The 25,240-nt window shown below is 61.3% G+C and carries 22 protein-coding genes and 1 pseudogene; 13 read left to right on the top strand and 10 right to left on the bottom strand.

The genetic code is table 11. The features are described 5' to 3' along the window. Positions 1–21: 21 nt before the first annotated feature. The 4 genes from A7317_RS20180 to A7317_RS20165 all read right to left on the bottom strand — a co-directional run bounded on the left by A7317_RS20180 (position 22) and on the right by A7317_RS20165 (position 5,028). Positions 22–2,427, bottom strand: a complete 2,406-nt coding sequence (locus A7317_RS20180; protein ID WP_024076418.1) for a TonB-dependent receptor — start codon at positions 2,425–2,427, stop codon at positions 22–24. Positions 2,428–2,554: 127 nt separating this feature from the next. Then, on the bottom strand, positions 2,555–3,007 hold the full coding sequence (locus A7317_RS20175; RefSeq protein ID WP_069076700.1) for a hypothetical protein: 453 nt from the start codon (positions 3,005–3,007) through the stop codon (positions 2,555–2,557). A gap of 57 nt (positions 3,008–3,064) precedes the next feature. Then, complete coding sequence (locus tag A7317_RS20170; RefSeq protein ID WP_069076699.1) at positions 3,065–4,348, bottom strand: ATP-binding protein; 1,284 nt, start codon at positions 4,346–4,348, stop codon at positions 3,065–3,067. Continuing rightward, entirely contained in the window at positions 4,345–5,028 is a 684-nt protein-coding gene (locus A7317_RS20165) for a response regulator transcription factor (protein WP_041160976.1), read from the bottom strand. Before A7317_RS20165 ends, A7317_RS20170 begins: the two co-directional genes overlap by 4 nt. Positions 5,029–5,216: 188 nt before the next feature. On the opposite strand from A7317_RS20165, the gene bamA reads away from it, so the two are divergent. Continuing rightward, a complete protein-coding gene (bamA, locus tag A7317_RS20160) occupies positions 5,217–7,583 on the top strand; it encodes an outer membrane protein assembly factor BamA (RefSeq protein ID WP_069076698.1) in 2,367 nt (788 codons plus the stop codon). A 93-nt stretch (positions 7,584–7,676) separates the two neighbouring features. On the opposite strand, the gene A7317_RS20155 is transcribed toward bamA, so the two are convergent. From A7317_RS20155 to A7317_RS20135, 6 genes are all read right to left on the bottom strand, one after another. Further along, complete coding sequence (locus A7317_RS20155; protein WP_069076697.1) at positions 7,677–7,964, bottom strand: cyd operon YbgE family protein; 288 nt, start codon at positions 7,962–7,964, stop codon at positions 7,677–7,679. Further along, positions 7,961–8,083, bottom strand: coding sequence for a cytochrome bd-I oxidase subunit CydX (gene cydX, locus A7317_RS20150; RefSeq protein WP_024076424.1), 123 nt, complete (start codon positions 8,081–8,083; stop codon positions 7,961–7,963). Before cydX ends, A7317_RS20155 begins: the two co-directional genes overlap by 4 nt. Positions 8,084–8,105: 22 nt before the next feature. Continuing rightward, positions 8,106–9,242, bottom strand: coding sequence for a cytochrome d ubiquinol oxidase subunit II (gene cydB / locus A7317_RS20145; protein WP_069076696.1), 1,137 nt, complete (start codon positions 9,240–9,242; stop codon positions 8,106–8,108). Further along, on the bottom strand, positions 9,235–10,806 hold the full coding sequence (locus A7317_RS20140; protein ID WP_069076695.1) for a cytochrome ubiquinol oxidase subunit I: 1,572 nt from the start codon (positions 10,804–10,806) through the stop codon (positions 9,235–9,237). The genes cydB and A7317_RS20140 overlap by 8 nt, the downstream gene beginning before the upstream one ends. Next, positions 10,803–10,979: a cytochrome oxidase putative small subunit CydP gene (gene cydP / locus A7317_RS30900; RefSeq protein ID WP_024076427.1), complete on the bottom strand. Its 177-nt coding sequence runs from the start codon at positions 10,977–10,979 to the stop codon at positions 10,803–10,805. Before cydP ends, A7317_RS20140 begins: the two co-directional genes overlap by 4 nt. Before the next feature lie 159 nt (positions 10,980–11,138). Further along, positions 11,139–12,464 carry a sigma-54 interaction domain-containing protein gene (locus A7317_RS20135; protein ID WP_155766412.1) on the bottom strand — a complete coding sequence of 442 codons (1,326 nt, stop codon included), beginning with the start codon at positions 12,462–12,464 and terminating at the stop codon, positions 11,139–11,141. A gap of 243 nt (positions 12,465–12,707) precedes the next feature. On the opposite strand from A7317_RS20135, the gene A7317_RS20130 reads away from it, so the two are divergent. The 12 genes and pseudogenes from A7317_RS20130 to A7317_RS20075 all read left to right on the top strand — a co-directional run bounded on the left by A7317_RS20130 (position 12,708) and on the right by A7317_RS20075 (position 25,239). Beyond that, positions 12,708–13,586, top strand: coding sequence for an MBL fold metallo-hydrolase (locus A7317_RS20130; protein ID WP_069076693.1), 879 nt, complete (start codon positions 12,708–12,710; stop codon positions 13,584–13,586). A 52-nt stretch (positions 13,587–13,638) separates the two neighbouring features. Then, positions 13,639–15,309, top strand: coding sequence for a bifunctional protein tyrosine phosphatase family protein/NAD(P)/FAD-dependent oxidoreductase (locus A7317_RS20125; RefSeq protein WP_069076692.1), 1,671 nt, complete (start codon positions 13,639–13,641; stop codon positions 15,307–15,309). 28 nt (positions 15,310–15,337) lie between these two features. Then, positions 15,338–16,144: a sulfite exporter TauE/SafE family protein gene (locus A7317_RS20120; protein WP_069076691.1), complete on the top strand. Its 807-nt coding sequence runs from the start codon at positions 15,338–15,340 to the stop codon at positions 16,142–16,144. A 70-nt stretch (positions 16,145–16,214) separates the two neighbouring features. Further along, positions 16,215–16,649 carry a YeeE/YedE family protein gene (locus tag A7317_RS20115; protein WP_024076432.1) on the top strand — a complete coding sequence of 145 codons (435 nt, stop codon included), beginning with the start codon at positions 16,215–16,217 and terminating at the stop codon, positions 16,647–16,649. A gap of 2 nt (positions 16,650–16,651) precedes the next feature. After that, a pseudogene (locus A7317_RS20110) lies at positions 16,652–17,070 on the top strand (DUF6691 family protein). Positions 17,071–17,352: 282 nt separating this feature from the next. After that, positions 17,353–17,586, top strand: coding sequence for a hypothetical protein (locus A7317_RS20105; RefSeq protein ID WP_024076434.1), 234 nt, complete (start codon positions 17,353–17,355; stop codon positions 17,584–17,586). Between the two features lie 343 nt (positions 17,587–17,929). Further along, positions 17,930–19,486 carry a methyl-accepting chemotaxis protein gene (locus tag A7317_RS20100; RefSeq protein WP_024076435.1) on the top strand — a complete coding sequence of 519 codons (1,557 nt, stop codon included), beginning with the start codon at positions 17,930–17,932 and terminating at the stop codon, positions 19,484–19,486. Between the two features lie 177 nt (positions 19,487–19,663). Then, positions 19,664–20,656 carry a SphA family protein gene (locus A7317_RS20095; RefSeq protein ID WP_041160977.1) on the top strand — a complete coding sequence of 331 codons (993 nt, stop codon included), beginning with the start codon at positions 19,664–19,666 and terminating at the stop codon, positions 20,654–20,656. A 15-nt stretch (positions 20,657–20,671) separates the two neighbouring features. Continuing rightward, entirely contained in the window at positions 20,672–21,853 is a 1,182-nt protein-coding gene (locus A7317_RS20090; protein WP_069076690.1) for an MFS transporter, read from the top strand. A gap of 35 nt (positions 21,854–21,888) precedes the next feature. After that, positions 21,889–23,334: a carotenoid oxygenase family protein gene (locus A7317_RS20085; protein ID WP_069076689.1), complete on the top strand. Its 1,446-nt coding sequence runs from the start codon at positions 21,889–21,891 to the stop codon at positions 23,332–23,334. A gap of 228 nt (positions 23,335–23,562) precedes the next feature. Further along, the gene (locus tag A7317_RS20080; protein ID WP_024076439.1) at positions 23,563–24,414 is read left to right on the top strand and encodes a fumarylacetoacetate hydrolase family protein; all 852 of its coding nucleotides are present in this window, start codon (positions 23,563–23,565) and stop codon (positions 24,412–24,414) included. A gap of 3 nt (positions 24,415–24,417) precedes the next feature. Then, positions 24,418–25,239 (top strand): IclR family transcriptional regulator, encoded by an 822-nt coding sequence (locus tag A7317_RS20075; protein WP_024076440.1) that lies wholly within the window; start codon positions 24,418–24,420, stop codon positions 25,237–25,239. The last annotated feature ends 1 nt before the right edge of the window (position 25,240 follow it).

Here is a 25,240-nt window from a genome sequence, read left to right as displayed (position 1 = left end):
ATCCATACAGGGGCGCGGGTATTAGAAGTCGACGGTGGCAGACAGCAGGTAGGTGCGTGGGGTCGACAGGGTCAGCCCCGGCTCGCTGTCATCCGACGCACCCGCCGAGCTCCAATAGCGCTTATCGGCGACGTTCTCGACATTGGCCCGCAGGGTGATGTGCTTGTCATCCACCTTGAAGGCATAGCGTGCGCCGACGTCGATGCGGTTCCAGGCGTCGATTTCCTTGACGTTGGACGGGTCCAGGTACTGCGAGCTGGAGTAGATGCCGCGGCTGGTCAGGGTCAAGCCTTCGAGGGTCGGTACGTCCCACTCGGCGCCGAGGTTGACGTTGTACTTGGGCGTGGCCGGCGCGCGGTTGCCGTCGTAGGTACCGTTGGTGGTGTGCGTCAGTTCGCTGTCGATGTACATCACCCCACCGAGCAGGCGGACGCCCTTGAGCGGTTCACCGAACACGCTGACTTCCGCCCCTTGGTTCTGGCGTTTGCCGTTGGGGCCGAATAACCGCGAGGTGGCGTTGGTTTCATAGGCCGGTTGCTTGATGCGGAACACGGCGGCGGTCACGGCGAAGGCTCCGGCGTCGTATTTGGCGCCGACTTCGACCTGGCGGCTGATAAACGGCGGGAAGATCTCGTCTTCATTCCTCGACGTGGACGGCGCGATCTTGCCCTGGCTCAAGCCCTCCATGTAGTTGGCGTACAGCGACAGTTTGTCGGTGGCTTTGAACAGCAAGCCGCCGGATGGCGAGATCTTTTCTTCGTCGTAGCCGGTGAGGCCTTTGACCCCATTGTTCCAGTCATCCACCTTGACCCGCTGCCAGCGCGCGCCAAGGGTCAACAGCAGGCGATCATCGAAGAAGCCGAGGGTGTCGGACAAGGCCACGCCACTGAACTTGTTCTCGGTGTAGACCTTCGCATCCTGGCGCGTGGCCACGGACGGCGTCGCAGTTTGCACGGGGTTGTAGAGATTGCTCGACGCGTTCGCATAACGCGCGCCGCCGTTGGTGAAGTCCATATAGAAGTAGCTGGCGGCCAGGTTGACCTCATGGCTCACCGGCCCGGTGTGAAACCAGTTGCGCACACCCGCGTTGTAGGTGCGCACATTTTCATCACGGGTGAAATCACGGGGCTGCACCGTGAAATCGCCGGCCGCATTGGTCACGGACACCGCATGGCGCAGGAAGTCGTGGTTGCTTTTACGCGCGCCCACACCGCCGTAGAGCATCACCGAATCGCTGAGGTCATATTCGGCATTCACGGTACCGAAGGTGTCGTTGGTGCTGGCCTTGCTCCAGGATTGCGCGTAGTTGTGGCGCACATCGTTGGCGCTCGGCACTGGCGCGGCGGCGGCCACTTGCACACGTTCCTGTGGCGCATCGGTATCGCGTTCGGTGTGGCCGATATCGGTGGAAAGGCGCAGGCGTTCGCCACGGAAATCCAGGCCCAGCACCGCCATTTCGCGGTCGACGCTCTGGTGGTCCCAGGTGGTATCGCCAGATTGCTTCACGCCATTGAAACGCAGGCCGAACTTGTTGTCCTCGCCAAAGCGCCGCCCCACATCCACCGCCCCGCCCGCCTGGCTGTCGGAGGCCCAGGTACCGGTAAACGAAGTGATGTCCTTGTCGGTGGCGCGCTTGGGCACCACGTTGATGCCGCCGCCCACGCTGCCGCGCGGCGAGATGCCGTTGATCAACTGGGTGGGGCCTTTGAAGATGTCGACGCGGTCGGCCATTTCCATGTCGATGGTGTAAGTGGGCAGCACGCCGTACAGGCCGTTGTAGGCCACATCACTGTTGAACAGGCTGAAGCCGCGAATGGTGAACTGTTCATACCGCCCGCCGGCCGGGTTAGTGGCGCGTACCGAGGGGTCGCTGGCGATCAGGTCGCCGAGGGTGCGCGCCTGCTGGTTCTTGACCGTGTCCTGGGTGTAGGTGGTCATGCTGAACGGCGTTTCCATGAAGTCCCGCGTGCCCAGCAAGCCTTGCGAGCCACGGCGCGCCACCTGGCCGCCAGCGTAGGTATCGCCGTCATACAGGCCCGTGGTGCCGAGGATGGACGTCGGCGCCAGCTCCAGGCTGCTGCCATCCGGTACCGGCACCAGCATGTAGGCCTGCTCGCCCATCGATTGCAGTTGCAGGCCCGAGCCTTGCAGCAAACGCGCAAAGCCCTCCTCCACGCCGTACTCACCGGACAACCCAGCGCTGCTGCGCCCGCTGACCAGCGCCGGGTCCACCGACAGGTTGACGCCTGACAACCCGGCAAAACGGGTCAACGCGGCACTCAGGCTCCCGGCGGGCACCTGGTAGCTGCGGCGGGCGGCGGTGTCTTCGGCATAGCTGAGCGGGACAAACAGCGGGCTGGCGCTGAGGCTCAGCACCAGGCTCAGCTTGAGCAACGGGCGCAAGCGCAAGGGGAGGACTGCGGGCATTGGAAGAAGCTCTCGATTTTGTTCACTTACCTGGAATGACCGGTGAGGTGAAAAAAAGGGACAGGCTTCGACGAAAATCATTCACAAAAAAAGTTCGAGTACTCCTTACGCAGCCTTGATGGCGTGTTTACCCACGCTGAGCGGAGGTGTCGGCCGAATAGATGACGGTTTGCGCACAGTTCGGCGCGACGGTCGGCCGGGTGAAGTAGGTGTCGCCTTCGTCGGTCAGGATCTCGTAGTCGACTTTGCGCGTGGCGCTCGCGTGCTTGATGATTTTCAGCACGCGCTGGAATTTCACGCTTTGCGTACCGTTCAGGTCAGGCCCGGTCAGCACATTGACGCTTTGAAACCAGCCGGCCTGTTGCTTGTTGCCCACCAGCACGCTGGTCATCGCCTCGAACCGCTCCAGCCGGGTGAAGCCCCACAGCGTCTGCTCTTCGACGCTTGCGCCTGGGGTGGCCGCGCCGGTAAACACGAAGAGATTGATCGCCGGGCTGTCTTCGCAAAAGAAATCATACGGGACCAGGCCGTCGACCATTTTCCTGCCGGGCACAAAGCCCTTTTTATGCACCTGAAACATTGCCATCTCCGCTCGATCACTGGCGACCAGTCTAATGAGCGGCGACGTACAGGGCGGTCAAGCCAATGTAATGTCGTGTAAAGATCGCGCGCTGTGCAGGTTGACCTCCACGGTCAGCCCTCCCCCCATCTCATTGCGCGCCTCGATAGTGCCGCCGTGCATCTGCACTGCCCGCGCGGCGATGGCCAGGCCCAGGCCAAAGCCGACAGTGGCATCGCCCACGCCGCGCTCGAACGGCTGGAAGATGCTGTGCAGCCGGTCATGCTGCACCCCCGGGCCTTGGTCGCTGATGCGCACGCTCAAGCGATTCGCCTCGGCATTGACGTGCGCCGAGACCCGCACGGTAGTACCCGGCCGGGTATAGCGCACAGCGTTGCGGATCACATTCTCAAAGCAGCGGTACAGCAACTCGCCGCTGACACAGGCGATAAACGGCGGGCAAGCCTGCAAATGAACGCGGCAGCCCTTGATACCGGCTTCGAACTGCGCATCTTCGACAATCATCGCCAGCAATTCGACGATATCCACCGGCTCGCGCTCGATGCTTTCGGGCCGGCCCTGCAGGCGAGCCAGGGTCAGCAACGCTTCGATCAGGGTGTCCATGCGTTCGGATTCGCGCTCGATACGTTCGAGCATTTCCAGGCGCGCGGCGTCCTGGCGCAACAGGCCGATGGCCGCTTGCATGCGCGTCAGCGGCGAGCGCAGCTCATGGGAGATGTCGTGCAACAGGTGCTGCTGGGCTTGCACCAATACCTTCAACTGGTTGGCCATGCGGTCGCAGTCTTCGGCCAGGTCGACGATTTCATCGCGGCGCTTGCCCATGGACGGCTTGACCCGGGTTTCGAAACGCCCCTGGGCCACATCGCTCATTGCCCGACGCAAGTGCGCCAAGGGCCAGGCCAGGTAGTACGCCATGTAACCGCTGAACAGCGCACTCATCAGCGTACCGATGATCAGCGGGATCTGGGGCCACGGCCTGCCTGCGTCATTACCCGGCGCATGGGTCGACCGCAGAGACAGCGCCAGGCCCTCCCGGCTGGTGACCGCTTGCTCATAGGCCGGCTGTGCAACGGGAGCGCCAACCAGCAACTGGCCGGTGCTGTCATAGACCCCAATGGCCTCATCCGGCGGCCGCTCCCATACCGTCAGAAGCTGGCCGGCGGCTTGGACACCAAACTGTTGCAGCAGCCTCTTTTCGCTGGCGAGGATCGCCTCCACATGCGGGTCGCCCGGGCGGAAGCGGCCCACCTCAAGCACACCGACGCCCACCAGGAACGTCAAGGTGGTCGCCAGCCAGAAAGCCAGGAACAGCTTCCAGAACAGCAGGCCGGGCTTGCTCATTCGGCAATCAACAGGTAGCCAAGCCCGCGCACGCTCTGGATCCAGGCCTTGGCATCCGGGCGCGGCCCCAGCTTTTGCCGGATGCTGCTGATGTGCACGTCAATGCGCCGATCGTAGCGGGTCAGCGGGCAGCCCAGGGCGTTGAGCGACAGGTCTTTTTTGCTTACCACCTGGCCGGCGCTGCGGGCCAGCTCTTCGAGCAGGCTGAACTCGGTGCTGGTCACACCCAGCTCGGCGCCGTTCCACAGGGCCTCACGCTTGCCTGGCCACAACACCAGCGAGCCGGTCTTGATCACCTCGGTGGTCGGCTGGCCTGCCGCCTGCACCCTGCGCATGATGGCGCGCAGGCGTGCCACCAGCTCGCCTGGGGAACTGGGCTTGGGCACATAATCGTCGGCGCCCAGCTCCAGGCCGGTGATGCGATCGATGTTGTCGCCACGGGCGGTCAGCAGCACCACGGGCACCTGGCTGACCGTGCGGATACGCCGCAGCACCTCGATGCCCGAGCGCTGGGGCAGCATGACATCCAGCACCACAATGCTGTAGCGGCCCGACAGCGCTTCGGCCTCGCCCTCCTCGCCCGTGTGCACGGCCGTGGCTTCGAAGCCTTCACACGCCAGGTACTGGCTCAGCATTCCAGTCAATTCCTGGTCGTCGTCGACTAACAGTACGGAGATCATTGCCGGCTCGTCTGTGGGGTGGGTGCGCATTATCAGCCTTGCAGCAGCGATTCGGGCCAACCTTTACCTAACTTGACATTCGGTTAACCGCACCAAACGCCCCGCGCTCGTATGCTCGCCCTTCACCGGTCGGCGAGTGATCCAAGCGCGCCGGCGCTGCTTGTCGATGTGTTCTGGAAAAGATCTTGATGAATTTTTCGCGCCTGCTCTGCTCGGTTGCGCTGCTGCTCAATGCCTCACTGGCACTCGCCCAAGGCTTCAAAATCTCGGATATTCGAATCAATGGCCTGCAACGGGTCTCGGCGGGCAGCGTGTTCGGCGCACTGCCGCTGAATGTCGGCGACGAAGCGGATGACCGGCGCCTGGTGGACTCCACGCGTGCGTTGTTCAAGACCGGGTTCTTCCAGGACATCCAGTTGAGCCGCGAAGGCGACGTGCTGATTATCAATGTAGTCGAGCGTCCTTCGGTTGCCAGTATCGAATTCGAAGGCAACAAGGCGATCTCCACCGAGGACTTGATGAAGGGCATGAAGCAGAGCGGGCTTGCCGAAGGTGAGATATTCCAGCGTGCCACCCTGGAGGGTGTGCGCAATGAGTTGCAGCGTCAGTACGTTGCCCAGGGCCGCTATTCGGCGTCGGTCGACACCGAGGTCATCGCCCAGCCGCGCAACCGGGTCGGCGTGAAGATCAAGATCGATGAAGGTGAAGTGGCGTCGATCCAGCACATCAACGTGGTGGGCAATACGGTATTCCCCGACGACGCCTTGACCGATACCTTCACGCTCAAGACCAGCAACTGGCTGTCATTTTTCAAGAACGACGATAAATACGCGCGGGAGAAACTCTCCGGCGACCTCGAACGGCTGCGCTCCTATTACCTGGACCGTGGCTACATCAACATGGACATCAGCTCGACCCAGGTGTCCATGACCCCGGACAAAAAGCACGTCTACATCACCGTGAACATCCAGGAAGGCCAGAAATACACGGTGCGCGACGTCAAGTTGAGCGGCGAGCTGAAAGTCCCGCAAGACCAGCTCCAATCATTGCTGCTGGTGCAAAAGGGCCAGGTGTTCTCGCGCAAATTGATGACCACCACCTCGGAGTTGATTACCCGCCGTCTGGGCAACGAAGGCTATACGTTCGCCAACGTCAACGGTACGCCCCAGGTCCATGACGCCGACCATACGGTCGACATCCTCTTCAGCGTCGACCCCGGCAAGCGGGCTTACGTCAATCGCATCAACTTCCGGGGCAATACCAAGACCGACGACCAGGTGTTGCGCCGCGAAATGCGCCAGATGGAGGGTGGCTGGGCGTCGACCTACCTGATCGACCAATCCAAGGTCCGCCTGGAGCGCCTGGGGTTCTTCAAGGAGGTGAATGTCGAGACGCCGGCAGTCGCCGGCGTGGATGACCAGCTGGATGTGAACTACGCCGTGGAAGAACAAGCCTCCGGCTCGATTACCGCCAGCGTCGGCTTCGCCCAGAGTTCGGGGCTGATCCTCGGCGGCTCGATTACCCAGAACAACTTTCTCGGCACGGGTAATTACGCCAGCCTGGGGCTGACCCGTTCGTCCTACCAGAGCAAGTACAACATCGGTTTCACCGACCCTTACTTCACGGCCGACGGGGTGAGCCTGGGTTACAACGCGTTCTACAACAAGACCGACTACAACAAATACTACGATGATGGGGTGTCTTATTACGCCATCAACAGTTTTGGCCTGGGCGCCACCCTCGGTTACCCGATCAATGAGACCTCACGCCTGAGTTTCGGCCTGACCGCCCAACACGACAGCATCGAGCCAGGCACTTACAGCGCCGACGAGATCTACGATTTCATCGAGCGCGAAGGCAAGCAGTTCACCAACTTCAAGGCCAACCTGGGCTGGTCGGAGTCGACCTTGAACAAGGGCGTATTGGCCACGCGCGGGCACTCGCAAAACCTCAACCTGACCGTGACGGTGCCCGGCAGTGACCTGAGCTTCTACAAAGTCGACTACACGGGGCAAACCTTCCTGCCCGTCAGCAACACCACGGCCCTGCGCTTGCATACCAAGCTCGGTTACGGCAACGGTTATGGCGCCACGGACGGGCTGCCCTTCTATGAAAGCTATACCGCGGGCGGCGAAGGCACGGTGCGCGGTTTTAAAAGTGGCACCCTCGGCCCGCGCAGCACCCCGGCGACCGGCACCTATGCCAGCGCCGGTCAGGCGTACTATTCAGACCGCGATACCGATGCGTTGGGCGGCAATATCCTGATTACCGGGGGCGCGGAGTACTTGTTCCCGGTGCCGTTCATCAAGGACAACAAATCCGTGCGCACCTCGCTGTTCTGGGACATGGGCTCGGTGTATTCGGACAAATGCTACCTGAGCACCACCCAAGGCTGCGGCAGTGTGGACCTGAGCCAGATGGCCAGCTCAGTGGGGGTGGGCGTGACGTGGTACAGCCCGCTGGGGCCCTTGAGTGTCAACCTGGCGTATCCGATCCGCACGCCGGAGAACGCGGATAAGCAGATCTTCCAGTTTTCCATGGGCCAGACGTTCTGACGCTTCCAGCATTCCGGCGCCGCACTGTGCGCAAGGCTTGACGATCCCGCTACGGCAAAGAGATGCCACCGTAGCGTCGGGATCGTCGCTCCTTCAGCGCAGGAACTTCAGCGCGCCCGCCAGGGCCAGAGCGGCCAGGCAGGTCCAGCCCGAGAACAACCCGCGCCACACACGCCTGCGTGGCACAAACCCCACGCCCCTGACAAAGGCCACGCTCATCGCGGTGAACAACGCCGTTGCCAGCCCATGATCAGCGCGGCCATCTGGCGCGGTCATCATCGGCGGATAGAGCGTACACGCCAGCATCATCGCGACGGCAAGCAGCAAGCTCAGCAGGTGTAGCTGTGAGGGCGCCGGTGCGTCGGCGGCACGCGGCGTCATGGCCGCGTCTCGTCGCGATCGTTCAGGGCGCGGCCGGCTTCGTTCTCGCCCCACATCGCATTTAATATGGCCAGCAGCAGTGCAAAGCCGACTCCCAGCATCCAGGCGAAATACCACATAGTCGTTGCTCCTCCGATGACGCTAGTAGGCTGAATGTTCGTTGGCTTTGATCTGCGCCACGGTGACCTTGCCGCGCATGACGCGATAGGCCCATGAGGTGTAGATCACGATCAGCGGCATGAAAATCAGCGTGGCCCAGAACATAATCGCCAGGCTCAGATGACTGGCAACGCTGTCCCACACGGTCAGGCTGGCCGCCGGTACCGATGACGACGGCATGACGAAGGGAAACATCGAGACACCGGCCGTGCTGATCACGCCGATCACCGCGAGCGACGACGCGACGAACGCGGCCAGGGTCCGCCGCATCATCAGCAACAACGCGGCAGCGGCTGCGCCGCCCAAGCCCAGCACGGGCAGCAGCCACAGCCAAGGGTAATGGCCGTAATTGGCCATCCAGGCACCGGCTTCGCGCACCACCGTCTTGTTGAGAATGTCCGGCAGCCCGGCGGTATCCACCACCGAGGTAATGCGATAGCCGTCGATCCATTGCAACCAGATGCCAGCGATCACAAATGTGCAGAGCAGCACCAACGCCGCGCCCACCCCGCCTTTGATCGCCCGGGCCTGGATCGCCCCTTCAGTGCGGTGCGCCAGGTACGTACCGCCTTGCAGCGTGATCATTGCACTGCTCACCACCCCGGTCAGCAGCGCGAAGGGGTTCAGCAGTTGCCAGAAACTCCCGGTGTACGTCGATACGAGCAGGTCGCTGAAATGGAACGGCACACCTTGCAACAGGTTGCCGAAGGCGATGCCGAACACCAGCGGCGGCACGGCCCCGCCGACAAACAGCCCCCAGTCCCAGGTGCTGCGCCATCTGGCGTTGTGGATCTTGCTGCGATAGTCGAACCCCACGGGGCGGAAAAACAACGCCCACAGGACCAGGATCATCGCCCAGTAAAACCCGCTGAACGCAGTGGTATACACCACCGGCCACGCCGCGAACAACGCGCCGCCCGCCGTGATGAACCACACCTGGTTGCCGTCCCAGTGCGGCCCCACCGTGTTGATCGCGACGCGGCGCTCCAGGTCCGTGCGGCCCACAAAGGGCAGCAGGGTGCCGACCCCCATGTCGTGGCCGTCCATGATGGCGAAGCCGATCAGCAGTACGCCGACCAGTGCCCACCAGATAATTTTCAGGGTGACGTAATCAAGCATGGTGGAGTTCCTTCAGGTTGGCATCGTGGGCATAACGGCCGGTTCCGAGGCTGCCGGGCCCTTGGCGGGCGAACTTGACCATCAGGAACATTTCAACCACCAGCAGCACGGTGTAGAAAGCGACGAATCCTGCCAGCGAGCCATAGAGGTTGTTGATGCTCAGCGTGGAGACGCTCATGTGGGTGGGCAGCACGCCGTAGATGGTCCAGGGTTGACGACCGTATTCAGCGACGAACCAGCCCAGCTCGCAGGCCAGCCAGGGCGCGGGGAGCATGCAGAGCGCCCAACGCAGCAGCCAGCGGCGGCGTGTGCAGGCCGACTTCAAGGTGCTCCAGAAGGCCAGCCCGAACAGCAGGAGCATGGCGAAACCCAGCGCGACCATGGCCCGGAACGCCCAGAACATCGGGGTTACGCGCGGTACGGTATCGTTCACCGCCTTGTCGATAATGGCCGGGGTGGCCTGGTTGACATCCGCGACGTACTTTTTAAGCAGCAGGCCAAAGCCGAGGTCGGCCTTGTACGCTTCGAAGGTCTCGAACGCCGCCTTATCGGTGCGATCGGCGCGCAGGGCTTCCAGCGCATTGACCGCGGTAATGCCACGCAGGATGCGCGCACGGTTTTTCTCTTTGATGTCATGAATGCCGGGAATCTGTTTGCTCACCGAGCGCGTGCCGATCAAGCCCATCACCCACGGCACGTCGACTTCCCAGTTGTTCCGGGATTCGGCTTCATTGATGCTGGCCAGCAAGGTCAGCCCCGCCGGCGCCGGCTTGGTTTCCCACATGGCCTCCATGGCCGCGAGCTTGGTTTGCTGCGCCTCGCCCACCGTGTAACCCGATTCATCCCCCAGCACGATGACGCTCAGCACCGAGGCCAGGCCGAAGGCAGCCGCCACCCGAAAGCTGCGCTTGGCGAACTCGATGTCACGCCCCTTGAGCAAGTACCAACTGGAAATCGACAACACAAACATCGAGCCGGTGACATAACCGGCAGATACCGTGTGGACAAACTTGGCCTGGGCCACCGGGTTGAACACCACCGCCCAGAAATCCACCATCTCCATGCGCATGGTGATGTAGCTGAACTCCGAGCCCACCGGGTTCTGCATCCAGCCATTGGCGATCAATATCCACAACGCCGACAGGTTGGTACCGACGGCCATCAGCAGCGTGACCAGCAAGTGATGCTCTTTCTTCAGGCGATCCCAGCCAAAAAAGAACAGCCCGATCATGGTCGATTCGAGGAAAAACGCCATCAACCCCTCAATGGCCAGCGGGGCGCCGAAGATGTCGCCCACGTAGTGGGAGTAGTAGGCCCAGTTGGTGCCGAATTGAAATTCCAAGGTGATGCCGGTGGTCACCCCCAAGGCGAAGTTGATGCCGAATAACTTGCCCCAAAAGCGCGTCATATCTTTCCAGATGACATTCCCGGTCATCACATAGACGCTCTCCATGATGACCAGCAGCCACACCATGCCCACCGTCAGCGGCACGAAAAGAAAGTGGTATAGCGCAGTCGCCGCGAACTGCAGCCGTGACAAATCCACCAGTTGTTCTGAGATCACTTGCTTGCCCCTTGAGTCGAGGTGGGTACACCGAATCGGTTGCCGACCGTGTTCGGGTCGACAGTGACGTGCGAATCCCGGACGAACAGCCACCACAGCACGCTCAGCAGCACGAGCTTGATCAGCACCGCGGTGAGCAGATGGCGTAGCAGGCGTTTGTCGGAAATGGTCATGCCAGGCAATTAGCACAGGGCATGCCAAGGCCTGATTCTGTATTTATATGCTTATAAAACAGATAGTTACGATTTGATCGGGTTGAATTAAGCGGGAATTGGCAGACCAGCGCGCTGCCAATCTGCCAGGTTGGCAGCGCGCTGGCAGTCGGAGACTGCCTAGGCCAGGCCCTGTTCTTTCAGGCGTCGGTACAAGGTCCTGTCACTGATGCCCAGGTGCCTGGCCAACTCGCTGCGGGTGCCTTTGAATGTCGCCAGGGCCTGCGCCAGCGTGTTGCTGTCGAACGGGGTCGAAGCCACAGCCTGAGGCGGCAGCGCCACGCATGCCTGGGGTAAATGGACGGCACGGATGACACCGTCGTCAGCGAACAGGCTGGCTCTTTCCAGCGCATTGCGTAACTCACGGATATTGCCAGGCCAGGGGTACTGCTGGAGCCTTGCCAAGGCTTCAGGGTCGAGGGTCAGGCGGCGCTTGCCGGCACCGCCACGCTGCAGAAAGGAATTGGCCAGCAAGCCGATGTCTTCGACCCGGTTACGCAAGGGTGGCAAGTGAATCGGGAAGGCGCTGATGCGATAGTACAGGTCCTGCCTGAACTCGCCTTTTTCCATCATCTTTTCCAGCGGTTTGTGGGTGGCGGCAATCAATCTGAAATTGGCGTGACAGGTCTCGACACTGCCGACCCGGCGATAAGTCGAGGATTCGATCAGGCGCAACAGTTTCACCTGCATGGCCAGCGGCACATCGCCAATTTCATCCAGGAATAATGTGCCGCCCTGGGCGGTTTCGACCAAGCCGGGCTTGCGCGTGACGGCGCCGGTAAAGGCGCCTTTTTCATGGCCGAACAGCTCGCTCTCGAACAGCGTTTCGGTCAAGCCCGAGCAATCCACCACCACAAACGGCCCGGCGGCCCGCTCGCTGGTTTCATGGACGGCGCGCGCGAACAGCTCTTTACCGGTGCCCGATTCCCCCAGCAGCAGCACCGGCAGCATGGAGGGCGCCACCCGTTGCAACTCCGACAGGGCGAGGTTGAAAGCCGGTGAACAGCCGACCAACCCTTCGTCGCTGGGGCGCGCCGAGGCGCTGCGTACCAGTGTCAGGCGCTCCACATAGGCGGTAATCACCCCGTGCTCGTCAAGGATCGGGCGCAATTCCACGTCGACATGCTCAGGCCCCCGAGGCGTGTGGTGGATGTGCAAGACACGATCCGGCCCACGCATTTCCTGGGCTTTTTTCATCGGGCAATTCTCACCCGCCTGATCACACGGGACGTCGTAATGGTGGGAGATCTGATAGCACTTATGCCCGATGAAGGGCTTGTCGGCGCTGCCGAACTGACGCTGATAGGCCGTGTTGGCCGCCAGGATGTTGTAGTCCGGATCAAGCACGATCATGGGGTTGGGTTCGTGCTCCAAAAACGAAACAAGCGACTGCACTTGATCCGGAGGGGGCACGGCGTTGGCGGGGGTCGGCTGGAAAGTCTTCATCATGGCTCCTGGAATCCATTCTTCTATCCTGTTGTGGCACTGCCACCTCTGTCAACAGGCACTGCCAATGGCAGAAACCCCCATCCGACAGACGCCCGAACACGCCCATACACAAATACAAAGCCCAATAAAATCAATTGGATATCAGACGATTTGGTGATCGCCATCGCCTGGCAAACTTATTGCACTGTCAGTCCTTAGTCTAAGTGGCTCGGTAAAAAAGCCCCCTCAAGGAGACCGTTCATGCGCGCCAAACTTCACGTCGAAGGCTTCTTCGATCCTGCTACCCATACCGTCAGCTATCTGGTGCTGGATGAAGCCACCCGCCACTGCGCGATCATCGACAGCGTTTTGGATTACGACCCCAAATCAGGCCACACCGCCACCACCTCTGCCGACCGCCTGATAGCCCGGGTGAACGCGCTGAATGCGCAGGTCGAGTGGATTCTGGAGACCCACGTCCACGCCGACCACCTGACCGCCGCGCCCTACCTGAAGGAAAAGCTCGGTGGAAAAATAGGCATCGGCAGCCAGATTTCGACGGTGCAAAAGGTGTTCGGCACGCTGTTCAATGCCGGCAGCGATATGCCCCGCGACGGCAGCCAGTTCGATCACCTGTTCGCCAACGAGGAAACGTTCCGCATCGGCACGCTGCACTGCTCTACGTTGCATACCCCCGGCCATACGCCGGCCTGCATGACCTACCTGATCAGTAATGGCAGCGAAACGGCGGCGTTTGTCGGCGATACCCTGTTCATGCCCGACTACGGCACCGCCCGCTGTGACTTCCCCGGCGGTAACGCGCGCACGCTGTTCCAGTCCATCAACAAAGTCCTGAGCCTGCCCGCGCAGACGTTGCTGTACATGTGCCACGACTACCAGCCCGGCGGGCGCGAGGTGCAATTCGTCAGCACCGTTGCCGAACAGCGCGAACTCAACGTGCATGTGCGTAATGGCATCAGCGAGGAGGCGTTCGTAGCAATGCGCACCAAGCGCGATGCAGCGCTGGACATGCCGACCCTGATTCTGCCCTCAGTCCAGGTCAACATACGCGCCGGGCATTTGCCTGCGCCTGAAGCCAACGGTACCCGCTACCTGAAAATCCCCCTCAACGTCGTCTGACATTTCCTACCCAAAAAAACACATAAGAAAAATCCCCATCACGGAGACACGTATGGATATCCGCAGCCTTGCACCTGCTCTATCAGTATCAGAACAGATTTTCCCCAGCCAACTGGCCGAACTGAAAGCCGCCGGCTTTCGTGCCATCGTGTGTAACCGCCCCGATGGTGAGGGCGCTGACCAACCGTTGTTTGCCGAAATCAAACGCGCCGCCGACGCGGTCGGCATCGAGGCGCACTACCTCCCCGCCGAATCGGGCAAAGTCACCGACGAGCAAGGGATTGCCTTCGGCCAACTGTTGGAAACGCTGCCCAAGCCGGTGTTGGCCTATTGCCGCTCCGGTATGCGCTCGACCACGATGTGGGCGCTGTCACAAGCAGGTCAGCACGACCTGCCGCACATCGTCGAAAGCGCCAAAAAAGCCGGCTTCGACATGAAAGGCGTGATTCGGCGGATTGCGAACCAGGGCCGCACGCCGGTCGAAGTGGCTGAGGCGCAGCACACCGTGGTGATCATCGGCGCTGGCGCGGCGGGTATCGCCACCGCCTCCAGCCTGCTGGCCCGCGCGCCGGGGCTCGACATCGCGATCGTCGACCCGGCCGATGTGCATTACTACCAACCTGGCTGGACGCTGGTCGGCGGCGGTGTGTTCGATGCGCGTCAAACGGCCCACACCATGGGCGCCACCCTGCCCCGCGGCGTGCATTGGATCAAGGCCGCGGTGGCGGCCTTCGAACCCGAGAGAAACGCGGTCATTCTGGATGGCTGCCGGGTGGTCAAATACGAGCAACTGATCGTCTGCCCTGGCCTGAAGCTCGATTGGCATGCCATCGAGGGCTTGTCAGAGACCCTGGGGCGCAACGGCGTGACCTCCAATTACCTGTATCACCTGGCGCCTTATACCTGGGAACAGGTGCAACACTTGCGCGGTGGCCGGGCGATTTTCACGCAGCCGCCCATGCCGATCAAATGTGCCGGGGCACCGCAAAAAGCCATGTACTTGTCGGCCGATCATTGGAAACGCAGCGGTGTGCTGGATGCCGTCGACATCGAGTTCCACAGCGCCGGCGCGGTGCTGTTCGGGGTGGCCGACTATGTGCCGGCGTTGATGGAATATGTCACGGCGTATGGGATCGACCTGAATTTCGGCAATACCCTCACCCACGTCGATGGCCCGGCACGCACCGCCACGTTCAGCAGCGTACACGCCGATGGCAGCGCTCGCCGGGTGACGCGCGAGTTTGATTTGCTGCATGTGGTGCCGCCGCAGATCGCGCCGGATTTCATTCGGGTCAGCCCCCTGGCAGACGCGGCGGGTTGGGTAGATGTCGAGCCCGCCACGCTGCGCCATAAAACCTGGGCCAACATTCATGCCCTGGGCGACGCAGCCAACACCAGTAACGCCAAGACGGCCGCCGCCGCGCGCAAGCAGGCACCGGTGGTGGCCCATAACGTGTTGGCGGCACTCGGTAAGGCAACCGGCGTCGCCCAGTACGACGGTTACGGCTCCTGCCCGCTGACAGTGGAGCGCGGCAAGATTGTATTGGCGGAGTTCACCTACGGCGGCAAGGTGGCCCCCAGCTTCCCGTCATGGCTGATCGACGGCACTCGACCTTCCAGGCTGGCCTGGCTGCTCAAAGAGCGGATTCTTCCACCGCTGTACTGGAAGGGCATGCTCAAGGGGCGGGAGTGGCTGGCGAAACCCGAGTTGACCGACCAATGAATGCCGCGCAGAAGGCAAGGACACTCAGATGATCATCGTCTTACTGCTGGGGCTCACGGTGGGCGTGATTCTGGCCCTGACCGGTGCCGGCGGCGGCATACTCGCGGTGCCGTTACTGGTATTCGGGGCGGGCTTGAGCATGGCCGAGGCCGGGCCTATTGGCCTGCTGGCGGTCGGGCTGGCCGCGACCCTGGGTGCGGTGATGGGCCTCAAGAACGGCACCGTCCGCTACAAGGCCGCGTTGTTGATCGCGGCCGCGGGGATCGTCTGTTCGCCCCTGGGCCTTTGGTTGGCACAACGCACACCGAATCGTCCGTTAACGGTCCTGTTTGCCTGCGTGCTGATGTACGTGGCGTTCCGGGTATTCAAGCGCTCGTTGCCGCCCTCCCCGGCCTCGAAGACCGCCGTCGCGCCCAAGCCGCCGCCTTGCGTATTGAACCCCCAGCGCGGAAAGCTGAACTGGACGGCGCCGTGCGCCTGGGCGCTCGCCGTGTCTGGCATAGTCGCGGGCGGGCTGTCGGGCCTGCTCGGCGTGGGGGGCGGCTTTGTGATGGTGCCGGCGCTGCAGCGATACACGAATTTGACCACGCAGTCGGTGCTGGCAACGTCCCTGGCGGTGATAGCGCTGGTGTCCATTTCCGGCGTTGCGGCCAGTTCGGCGGCCGGGCATTTGCAGTGGGCAATTGCGCTGCCGTTCTCTCTGGGCGCATTGTCTGGCATGGCCGGCGGACGCCTGATCGCGGCTCGGCTGGCGGGGCCCCACCTGCAACGAGGGTTTGCCGCCGTGTCGATGCTGGTGGCGGTGGCCCTGCTGGTCAAGGCGATTAATACATGAACCTGAACGAGCGACTTTCAGGCGCGCCTGAACCGCGCCAGTCCCCCAAGATGTGCACAGGAGAAACCCCATGACTGTCGACTGGCTCAACTTCACCCCCTGGTCGTCCCTGGCAGGCGGCGCATTGATTGGCCTGGCGGCCAGCCTGTTCGCCGTCGGCAACGGCCGCATCGCCGGCATCAGCGGCCTGATCGGCAGCCTGCTGCAGCGCGGTGGCGAAGGCGTAAGTGAAAAAGCGCTGTTTCTGCTGGGCCTGCTGGTCGCGCCGCTGCTATGGGGCTTGTTTGCCGCGCTGCCGGCGATTGAGTTCCAGAGCGGCGGGCTCGGGCTGATCGTCGCCGGTGTGCTGGTGGGGGTTGGTACGCGGTATGGCTCAGGTTGCACCAGTGGCCATGGGGTGTGTGGCTTATCACGCCTTTCGCCGCGCTCAATGGTCGCCACGGTTTGTTTCATGGCCAGCGGATTCCTGACGGTGTTTGTGCTGCGTCATCTACTGGGGGTTTGAACATGCTCAAAGTCACGGCATTCATCGCCGGCCTGCTGTTCGGCCTGGGCCTGCTGCTGGCCGGCATGGCCAACCCGAGCAAAGTGCTCGCGTTCCTGGATTTGGCTGGGGCCTGGGACCCGTCCCTGGCGCTGGTCATGGGCGGCGCCATTGCCGTCGCGATTGGGCCGCTGACCTGGGCACGCCGACACGCCCGTTCGCTCCTGGGCGCGCCCATGCAGTTCCCTGCCAAGCGTGAGTGGACCGGCGCCTGATCGGCGGCAGCCTGTTATTTGGCATCGGTTGGGGGATCGCCGGAATTTGTCCTGGGCCGGCCGTGGCCATCCTGCTGACCGGGCACTGGCAAGCGTTGGTGTTCATGGTGGCCATGCTGGGTGGCATGTTGTTATTTACGGCCCTGGAAAACCGCCACGGTCGTTGATTGCGTTTGCACTCTCAACAGCAATAGCGTTGCAGCCGATCATTCAAGAGCGTTTATTTAAGCGCTCAACTTATCGGCTGAATCGAATCATCGGTTTAATGCAACAAATAATGATTATCACCACAACGATATTATCCAGCGGATGAATACCCGCACCTAAAAAATTCAACTATGAGTGCCCGACTTGTTAGCCATTCGTCGAATATGGCCCTTTGCGAGCAGCGTTTTATAGTGGGCAGCACAAACCCCCACCCTGATTAAAATTGTTGCCTGGTACTTTTAATGCCCCTCAAACAATCCACACCCAATACCCTTCCCATTAATGAGGAGTTCTTGCAATTAATGCAGGCGACGCTGAACGCCCAAACCAGTTGGATGACAACCGTAAACCATTTAGAAGAGGCCTGCGATGAGGTCTGGCTCGCCCGCATGTGGGAGGTCGAGAACCTTGAAAATCACTACAGGGCTTGCCAGGACCAGCTGTTTTCCTACCTGAAAAAAGCCATCAACCATTAAATTCATGATGACGATCGTGGCCCTTTCAGGAAGTTGTCGCTCTCTATTCGGGCTCACCAGAACCTGGCCTTCCTGAATATTCGACTAAAGCACAAGATCACACTATGAGCCTTCTGAAAACGCACTTGGTTAATTGGCCAATCTTTCCACCCCCCCGAAAAACAAGGTGCTTTAACCTTTCAGTGGCACTACCGCCCTTCATTCCGCCTCTCGATATTTTTTCATGCAGTGCTCAAAACCAGCCGGAGTAATAGTGTCGCCGTCACACTCACGCTAAAGCATTGCGATTCAAGGTCGACACTCAGAACTCACTTATCAACCTGCGTTACTACCGGGAGTCCATATGTTCGGCTGGATCAGCAATATCCGAGTCAGTGCTAAATTAAGTTGGGGGTTCGGTCTGGTACTGGGGCTTGCGTTGTTACTGGCCGCGACCGGCTGGTACGCCGTGGTGACGTTGACGGACCGTGGGCTGAAAGTTGAAAAAATTGCGCAGGTCAGCGATTACACCAAAGACTTGCGAATCATTCGTCTACGCATCGGTACGAACGCGCAGCCGAATGCCTATCAACCGTTGCAGCAAACCCTGGATCAGCTCGCAGCCCACCTGCACAGTATTCGGGCACTGTTCATTGACCCACTGGATGCCGACCTGATCCAACAGCAGGAAAATGCGGTCACCGCGTACGGAGGGCTGCTGCACGACCTGTCCACCCCCGGCATTGACCAAGCGTCGTTATTTAAACGAATGGGCCAGTTGGGTGACCTGCTGCTCGATACCACGCAAAAACTCATTCAATCGCAAAATGCCAAACGCGATGCCGACGCCGCTTCCACCAAGACCCTGCTGGGGCTCGTCGCGGCCTTGGCGCTGTTGCTGGGCGCCCTCGCTGCGTGGGTCATCACCCGTCAAATCGTGAACCCACTGCAACACACGCTCCGGGCGGTGAACCGCATTGCCCAGGGTGATTTGACCGAGCATCTGCAGGTCAACCGGCGTGACGAACTGGGCCAGCTGCAATCAGGCCTTCAGCAGATGATGCTCAACCTCCACGAACTGATCGACGGCATTCGCTCCGGTGTTATCCAGGTGGCCAGCGCGGCCGAGCAGCTGTCGGCGGTCACCGAGCACACCAATTCCGGCATCAGCAACCAGAAAGCCGAAACGGATCATGTGGCCACGGCAATGAACGAGATGACCGCCACCGTGCACAACGTCGCACGCAATGCCGAAGAAGCTTCTGCGGCGGCATCCATCGCCGATCAGCAGGCCAGCGAAGGGGAACGGATCGTGGGCGAAGCCATCGCGCAAATCCAGCGATTGGCGGCAGAACTCAACCAGTCGGCGGACGCGGTGCGCCATCTCCAGGAACAAAGCGACAAAATCGGCGGCGTACTGGATGTGATCAAGGCCGTGGCCCAGCAAACCAACCTGCTGGCGCTGAACGCGGCCATCGAAGCGGCCCGCGCCGGAGAGGCTGGTCGCGGGTTTGCGGTGGTCGCGGACGAGGTCCGCAACCTCGCCCTGCGCACCCAGCGCTCCACCGAAGAAATTGAAACCCTGGTCGCCGGCGTCCAAAGCGGCACCCACGCCGTGGCTTCCGGTATGGAAAGCAGCCTGCTGCTGAGTGAAAGCAGCGTGGAATGCACCCATCGAGCGGTCAATGCGCTGGAGAACATCACGGGCAAGGTCTCGATCATTCAGTCAATGAACCAGCAGATTGCCACGGCAGCCGAACAACAGAGCGCTGTCACCGAGGAGATCAATCGCAGCGTGATCAACGTCCGCGACATTTCCGAGCAGACGGCCAACACCTGCGAAGAAACCGCAGCGTCGAGTAACGAGCTGGCACGGCTGGGGCATGAACTGGAAAGGTTGGTGGAGCGCTTCAAGGTCTAGGGGCGCGAGGGGTGGGCTGATTGCACAACCTTGCCGCTCAAGCGCCTAACGCCGGCAACATGACGCTCTCAGTCAACTCTGACCGCTGTGTACAAGTAACGCAAAAGCTCAGGAATTAGAGTTGAAGCGCCAGGGGAAGCTACCCCAGCTCACAACTCCAATAATAGAGCGACGTCAATGAGACTGACACCATCCTTGCCAGCGTGCCTGGCTCTGAGCTTCGTATCACTTGCCACCTATGCTGCCGAGGGCCCTCCTCCGCCCTCCGTCAGCCAACCCAGCGGTATCAACCTGGGCGGCACCAGCTTCTACGACGGGTTCGCCGGGCCACCCGGGCTGACGCATCAGACCTATCTGAAATTCAGTACGGCCAGCAGCATTCGTGACAATGGCGGCAAGGACAACCGCAACTTCGATAACCCGAAGATCAATGTCATCAGCTTGATCAACCAATTCAGCTATTACTCACCCGACACCATCGGCGGTGGCGCGCACCTGGGTTGGAGCCTGTTGGTACCCGTGATCTCACTGGACGGCGACTTTGGCGACAACGGCGCCAAACTCAAGGACAACGGCGTTGGCCTGGGCGACGTCACGGTCGGCCCGCAGATCCAGTTCGATCCGATCGTCAATGCCGAAGGCCGGCCGGTGTTTGTGCAGCGCGTGGCCTTCGATACGATCCTGCCCACCGGCAAGTACGACAAACACAAGGACTTGAATACCGGCTCCAACTACTTCTCCTTCAACCCCTACTGGGCCGCGACCTTGATGCCGGCACCGCGCTGGGAAGTGAGCTGGCGCCTGAACTACCTGTACAACTTCAAGAACGACGATCCAGCCAGCAGCTCGGCGCAGTTCTTTGAAGGGCGACCGGTGCGCGACACCCAAGCAGGGCAATCGGCCTGGGCCAACTTTACGGCCTCGTACGAGGTGTTCCCGAAGGTCTCGGTCGGGATCAACGGCTATTACTTCCGGCAGATTTCGGATGACCAGGTCAACGGCGACCGCTTGAGTAATTCCCGCGAGAAAGTCCTCGGCATTGGCCCTGGCCTGTTCTGGAAGATCACTGAGGACAAGGCGTTCTGGCTCAATACCTATAAAGAAACCGGCGTAGAGAACCGCAGCAAAACCGATTACGCCGTGCAAGTTCGCTACGTCCATAAGTTCTGACTGAGGTGATGTGTGATGAATGCGCTCGACTCCATCGACAGCAAGCAATCACTGGGCGCTATCTGCCTGATGATGGTCATTTCCCTGGGAACGCTGCAGATCCAGCCGATTCTGGGCGGCGCGTTGATTGATCAACTGGGTGTGCCGCTCAATGCCATCGGCGCGATTTTCGCCGCCGAGCTGATCGCGATGGCCATCGCCTGCGGCGCCTGTGCGCTGCTGATGGCGCGTGTCGACCGCCGCCGCTTTGCCCTGGTAGCGTTGTTGATCCTGGCCGCTGGCAACCTGGTCAGCACCCAGCTTCACAGCCAGGCATGGCTGGTGGTCTTCAGAATCATCTGCGGCGCCAGCGGTGGCGCGGTCATGGCGGTGGTGTATGCGACCGCGGCACTGCGCAGGTCCAAAGATGCGACCTTTGCGGTGATCAATATCGGCAACCTGTTATGGGGCATGCTGCTGGTCACCTCCATGCCCCTGCTGTTGCGGGGGTTTGGCGTACAGGGTGCCTTTTGCCTGCTGGCCATCACCAGCCTGCTCGCCGCACTGGGTTGCTGGAGAATACCCAGGCACTACCCGGACGCCCAACGCATCGCCCATGGCGCAGCCCGGCCGTTCGGGCTGACGTCGATGCTGCTGATCGCGCTGTTTGCGCTACTGTTCTTCGGGCACTCCGCCCTGTGGGTGTATCAGGAACGCATCGGCAAAAGCCTGGGCCTGGAGCCCCAGCAGATCGGCGCCATCCTCGGCGGCAGCATCCTGGCGGGCGCCCTGGGTGCCGGCCTTTCCGGGCTGATCGGGCGGCGTCTGGGGCTGTTGTTCCCGCAACTGTTGAGCTTCGGCACTGCGTTACTGGCCACCCTGATCATGGTCTACGGCGACAGCACCGTGGCATTCGCCACCACGGCTTGCCTGATTCATATGGTGTGGTTTTTCAGCTTGCCGTACCTGCTGTCCATGGCCGCCGAACTCGACCCCTCCGGTCGATTGGCCGGCCTTGGCAACGCAGCGATTTTCGTCGGTCAGGGCCTTGGCCCCTTTGGCGCCGCGCTGGTAGTCGGCGAAGGGCACTTTCGCGCGGTGGGTTGGCTCGCCGCCTGCGCTTATATGCTGGCCTTGATCATCTCGTGCCTGGTGGTGGCCCGTTTCCGTCGAGGCGTGAAGCCTTGTGGGCAGGCCCTGGCAACCCAATCCGCCTGAACGACGTCAACCAAACCGCTCAATGAGATCACGCAATGAATACGCCATTCCCCAATACCCCCGAATTTTCCGGGGCGCTGTATACACCCAGCCGCGTCGAGGGCGAGGTGTACGACCTTGAAGTCGAAGGCACCCTTCCCGAGTCGATCCGTGGCACTTTTTATCAGGTGTCGCCGGACCCGCAGTACCCGCCGATGCTCGGCAGCGATATTTTCTTCAACGGCGACGCCCTGGTCAGCGGTTTTTACTTTGAAGGCGGCAAGGTCTCGCTGCGTCGACGCTATGTGCTGACCGATCGCCTGGTCGCTCAACGCCGTGAAGGGCGTTCGCTCAACGGCGTGTACCGCAACGTCTACACCAACGACCCGCTCGCGGCCAAAAACAACACCACCGCCAACACCTCGGTGATCCCGCACAACAACGTCCTGCTGGCGCTCAAGGAAGATGCCATGCCCTGGGCCCTGGACCCACAGACGCTGGAAACCCTCGGCGAGTGGAATTTCGACGGGCAGATCAACTCTGCAACGTTCACTGCCCACCCCAAGCTCGACCCCGTCACCGGCAACCTCCTGGCCTTCAGCTACGAAGCCAAAGGCGACGGCACACCCGACATGGCCTATTTCGAGATTTCGCCGCAGGGAAAACTGCTGCATGAAATCTGGTTCCAGGCTCCCTATGCAGCGATGGTCCACGACTTCGCGGTCACCGAACATTATGTGGTGTTCCCGCTGATCCCGCTGACGGTAGACGTCGAGCGCATGAAAAACGGCGGCCAGCATTTCCAGTGGCAGCCCGAGCTGCACCAGCTGTTTGCCGTGCTGCCCCGCCATGGGCACGCGCGGGACGTGCGCTGGTTCAAAGGGCCCAAGGACGGCTTCCAGGGCCACACCCTGAATGCGTTCGACGAAGGCGGCAAAGTCTATCTGGACATGCCGGTCACCGGCGGCAACATCTTTTACTTCTTCCCCCAGGCGGACGGTTTTGTACCGCCACCGGAAACCCTGGCCGCCAGCCTGATGCGCTGGGTGTTCGACCTCAACAGTGCGCAAGATGAACTGCAACCCCAGGCGCTGACCGACTACCCCTGCGAGTTTCCCCGCTGTGATGACCGCTACATCGGGCGCAAATATGAACATGGATTCCTGCTCGCCTTCGATCCAGAGCGCCCCTACAACCCGTCGAACGGGCCGATGCCGTTCCAGTTCTTTAACCTGCTGGCTCACCTCAACCTCACCACCGGTGTCACCGATGCCTGGTTTCCCGGTGACAGCGGCTGCTTCCAGGAACCCATTTTCATTCCACGCTCCGCTGACGCCGCGGAAGGCGATGGCTACGTGGTCTGCCTGCTCAACCTGATCGCCGAAGGCCGCAGCGAACTGGTGGTGCTGGACGCCTCCGCCATGGCCGCCGGCCCCATCGCACGCATCAAAATCCCGTTCCGCCTGCGCATGTCACTGCATGGCTGCTGGGCACCGCGCTAAATCGTCCCAGCGTTCCCCCTTTCGCGCGTCACGCCCGTGGCCATCCACTTGCTGGAATGGCACGGGCTGCCTGGCATTGCCGGCCTCGATCCGATGATCGAACAGAAAAATCGCATTTATTTCATATTGCAGGATTTATGCATAAATCCCACTTTACAGGATAAATGTGCAGGACTAGATTGACCCCATTGCCGCCATCTCCCGCTGCCCTTTACGAGAGGACACTTCATGAAACTCGCAAGCTTCATTGTTCACGGCCGTACGACCTACGGTGTGGTCGACGGTGACCAGTTGATTGACCTGGAATCGGTCAAGCCCACCGTTGGCACGGACCTCAAGCAAGCCATCACCGCCCATCGCCTCGGGGAACTGACCCCAGCCGTGCTGGCGTCATTGCCCCGCGTCGCAATCGCGGACGTGACGTTCCTGCCAGTGATCGCAAACCCCGGCAAAGTGCTGTGCATCGGCATCAACTACGCCACCCACGTGCGTGAAACCGGGCGTGACATGCCAACCTACCCGATGATTTTCACGCGCTTCGCCGACAGCCAGGTGGCGCACCTGCAACCGATCATTCGTCCGAAGGCTTCGCACAAACTGGACTTCGAAGGCGAGCTCGCGGTGGTCATCGGCAAAACCGCGCGGCACGTCAAGGCAGCGGATGCATTGGACTATGTGGCCGGTTATGCCTGCTACAACGATGGCAGCGTCCGCGACTGGCAGAAGCACACCATTCAGTTCGTGCCGGGTAAGAATTTCCCCAACACCGGCGGCTTCGGTCCCTGGCTGGTAACGCGCGATGAGATCGGCGACCCGCAGGACCTGGAATTGACCACGCGCCTGAACGGCGAAGTGATGCAACACACCTGCACCAGCGACATGATTTTCAGTGTGCGCCAGTTGATCGAGTACTGCTCCACCTTCACCGAACTGGCGCCCGGCGATGTGATTGTCAGCGGCACCACCGGCGGCGTCGGCGCCTTCCGCGAACCAGCTGTCTGGATGAAGCCCGGCGATACCGTCGAAGTCGAGATAGCCGGCATCGGCATTCTGCGCAACAACATCGCCGACGAGCAGTAAGCCATGCAGCCATTGTCTGAAACAGAACAGCTGTCCGAACAGGACGTCGATAGCAAAGGTTCGAGCCTTGAACGCATGCTGCGGGTGCTGGATTTATTCACCGAAGCCAGCCCGATCTGGGCGGTCGACGAAATGGGCGCCGCACTGGGCTATACGCGCTCGACCATCTATCGCTATGTGCGCGAACTGGCCGAGGCGAGCCTGTTGTTTCAGGTCGAAGCCGGACGCTACGCACTCGGCGCGCGGATTATCACCTGGGACCGCCAACTGCGCCTGAGCGACCCCCTGGTGCGCGCCGCACAGTCGCTGGAACACGACCTGCCACGCTGGAGCGAACAACAGGTCTGGCTGATCTGCCGGCTGTTCAAGGACCAGGTGGTGTGTATCCACCAGCATGGCGAGTTGTTCAGTGAGGTCAGCTACTCCAGGGGCTCACCCAGGCCGCTGTTTCTCGGCGCAACGTCGAAGGCGATCCTCGCCAACATGACCTCGCGCCAGCACAACCAACTGTTCCTGGAAAACCCTGATGAAGTGCGCGCCAGCCACCTGGGCCAGACCTGGGAACAGTTCCGCCGCTCGCTGCAGCAACTGCGCCGCCAGGGCTATGTCGCCAGCGCGGCGGAAATCGATCCCGGCGTCTACGGCCTGGCGGCGCCGATCTTCGACAGCGACGGCAAGGTGGTCGGCAGCATCAGTTGCGTGCGCCCGATCCAGCAGCGCGACAACGCCCAGGAAGCGCAACAAGGGGCACAGATGCTGGCCCTCGCGCAGACGCTGTCGCAACGCATGGCGGCGCTGACCCATCGCCCGCCGCAGCCGGACTGAA

This window comes from Pseudomonas fluorescens (assembly GCF_001708445.1).
GTDB lineage: Bacteria > Pseudomonadota > Gammaproteobacteria > Pseudomonadales > Pseudomonadaceae > Aquipseudomonas > Aquipseudomonas gorinensis.
The sequence above is the reverse complement of the archived record's forward strand: the minus strand, read 5'-3'. Positions and strand labels throughout refer to the sequence as shown.

Bases quoted from the DNA above. Each gene is read 5' to 3' on its own strand.
- A7317_RS20180 (WP_024076418.1), bottom strand. From the start codon at position 2,427: ATGCCCGCAGTCCTCCCCTTGCGCTTGCGCCCGTTGCTCAAGCTGAGC.
- A7317_RS20175 (WP_069076700.1), bottom strand. From the start codon at position 3,007: ATGTTTCAGGTGCATAAAAAGGGCTTTGTGCCCGGCAGGAAAATGGTC.
- A7317_RS20170 (WP_069076699.1), bottom strand. From the start codon at position 4,348: ATGAGCAAGCCCGGCCTGCTGTTCTGGAAGCTGTTCCTGGCTTTCTGG.
- A7317_RS20165 (WP_041160976.1), bottom strand. From the start codon at position 5,028: ATGATCTCCGTACTGTTAGTCGACGACGACCAGGAATTGACTGGAATG.
- bamA (WP_069076698.1), top strand. From the start codon at position 5,217: ATGAATTTTTCGCGCCTGCTCTGCTCGGTTGCGCTGCTGCTCAATGCC.
- A7317_RS20155 (WP_069076697.1), bottom strand. From the start codon at position 7,964: ATGACGCCGCGTGCCGCCGACGCACCGGCGCCCTCACAGCTACACCTG.
- cydX (WP_024076424.1), bottom strand. From the start codon at position 8,083: ATGTGGTATTTCGCCTGGATGCTGGGAGTCGGCTTTGCACTGCTGCTG.
- cydB (WP_069076696.1), bottom strand. From the start codon at position 9,242: ATGCTTGATTACGTCACCCTGAAAATTATCTGGTGGGCACTGGTCGGC.
- cydP (WP_024076427.1), bottom strand. From the start codon at position 10,979: ATGACCATTTCCGACAAACGCCTGCTACGCCATCTGCTCACCGCGGTG.
- A7317_RS20135 (WP_155766412.1), bottom strand. From the start codon at position 12,464: ATGAAGACTTTCCAGCCGACCCCCGCCAACGCCGTGCCCCCTCCGGAT.
- A7317_RS20130 (WP_069076693.1), top strand. From the start codon at position 12,708: ATGCGCGCCAAACTTCACGTCGAAGGCTTCTTCGATCCTGCTACCCAT.
- A7317_RS20125 (WP_069076692.1), top strand. From the start codon at position 13,639: ATGGATATCCGCAGCCTTGCACCTGCTCTATCAGTATCAGAACAGATT.
- A7317_RS20120 (WP_069076691.1), top strand. From the start codon at position 15,338: ATGATCATCGTCTTACTGCTGGGGCTCACGGTGGGCGTGATTCTGGCC.
- A7317_RS20115 (WP_024076432.1), top strand. From the start codon at position 16,215: ATGACTGTCGACTGGCTCAACTTCACCCCCTGGTCGTCCCTGGCAGGC.
- A7317_RS20105 (WP_024076434.1), top strand. From the start codon at position 17,353: ATGCCCCTCAAACAATCCACACCCAATACCCTTCCCATTAATGAGGAG.
- A7317_RS20100 (WP_024076435.1), top strand. From the start codon at position 17,930: ATGTTCGGCTGGATCAGCAATATCCGAGTCAGTGCTAAATTAAGTTGG.
- A7317_RS20095 (WP_041160977.1), top strand. From the start codon at position 19,664: ATGAGACTGACACCATCCTTGCCAGCGTGCCTGGCTCTGAGCTTCGTA.
- A7317_RS20090 (WP_069076690.1), top strand. From the start codon at position 20,672: ATGAATGCGCTCGACTCCATCGACAGCAAGCAATCACTGGGCGCTATC.
- A7317_RS20085 (WP_069076689.1), top strand. From the start codon at position 21,889: ATGAATACGCCATTCCCCAATACCCCCGAATTTTCCGGGGCGCTGTAT.
- A7317_RS20080 (WP_024076439.1), top strand. From the start codon at position 23,563: ATGAAACTCGCAAGCTTCATTGTTCACGGCCGTACGACCTACGGTGTG.
- A7317_RS20075 (WP_024076440.1), top strand. From the start codon at position 24,418: ATGCAGCCATTGTCTGAAACAGAACAGCTGTCCGAACAGGACGTCGAT.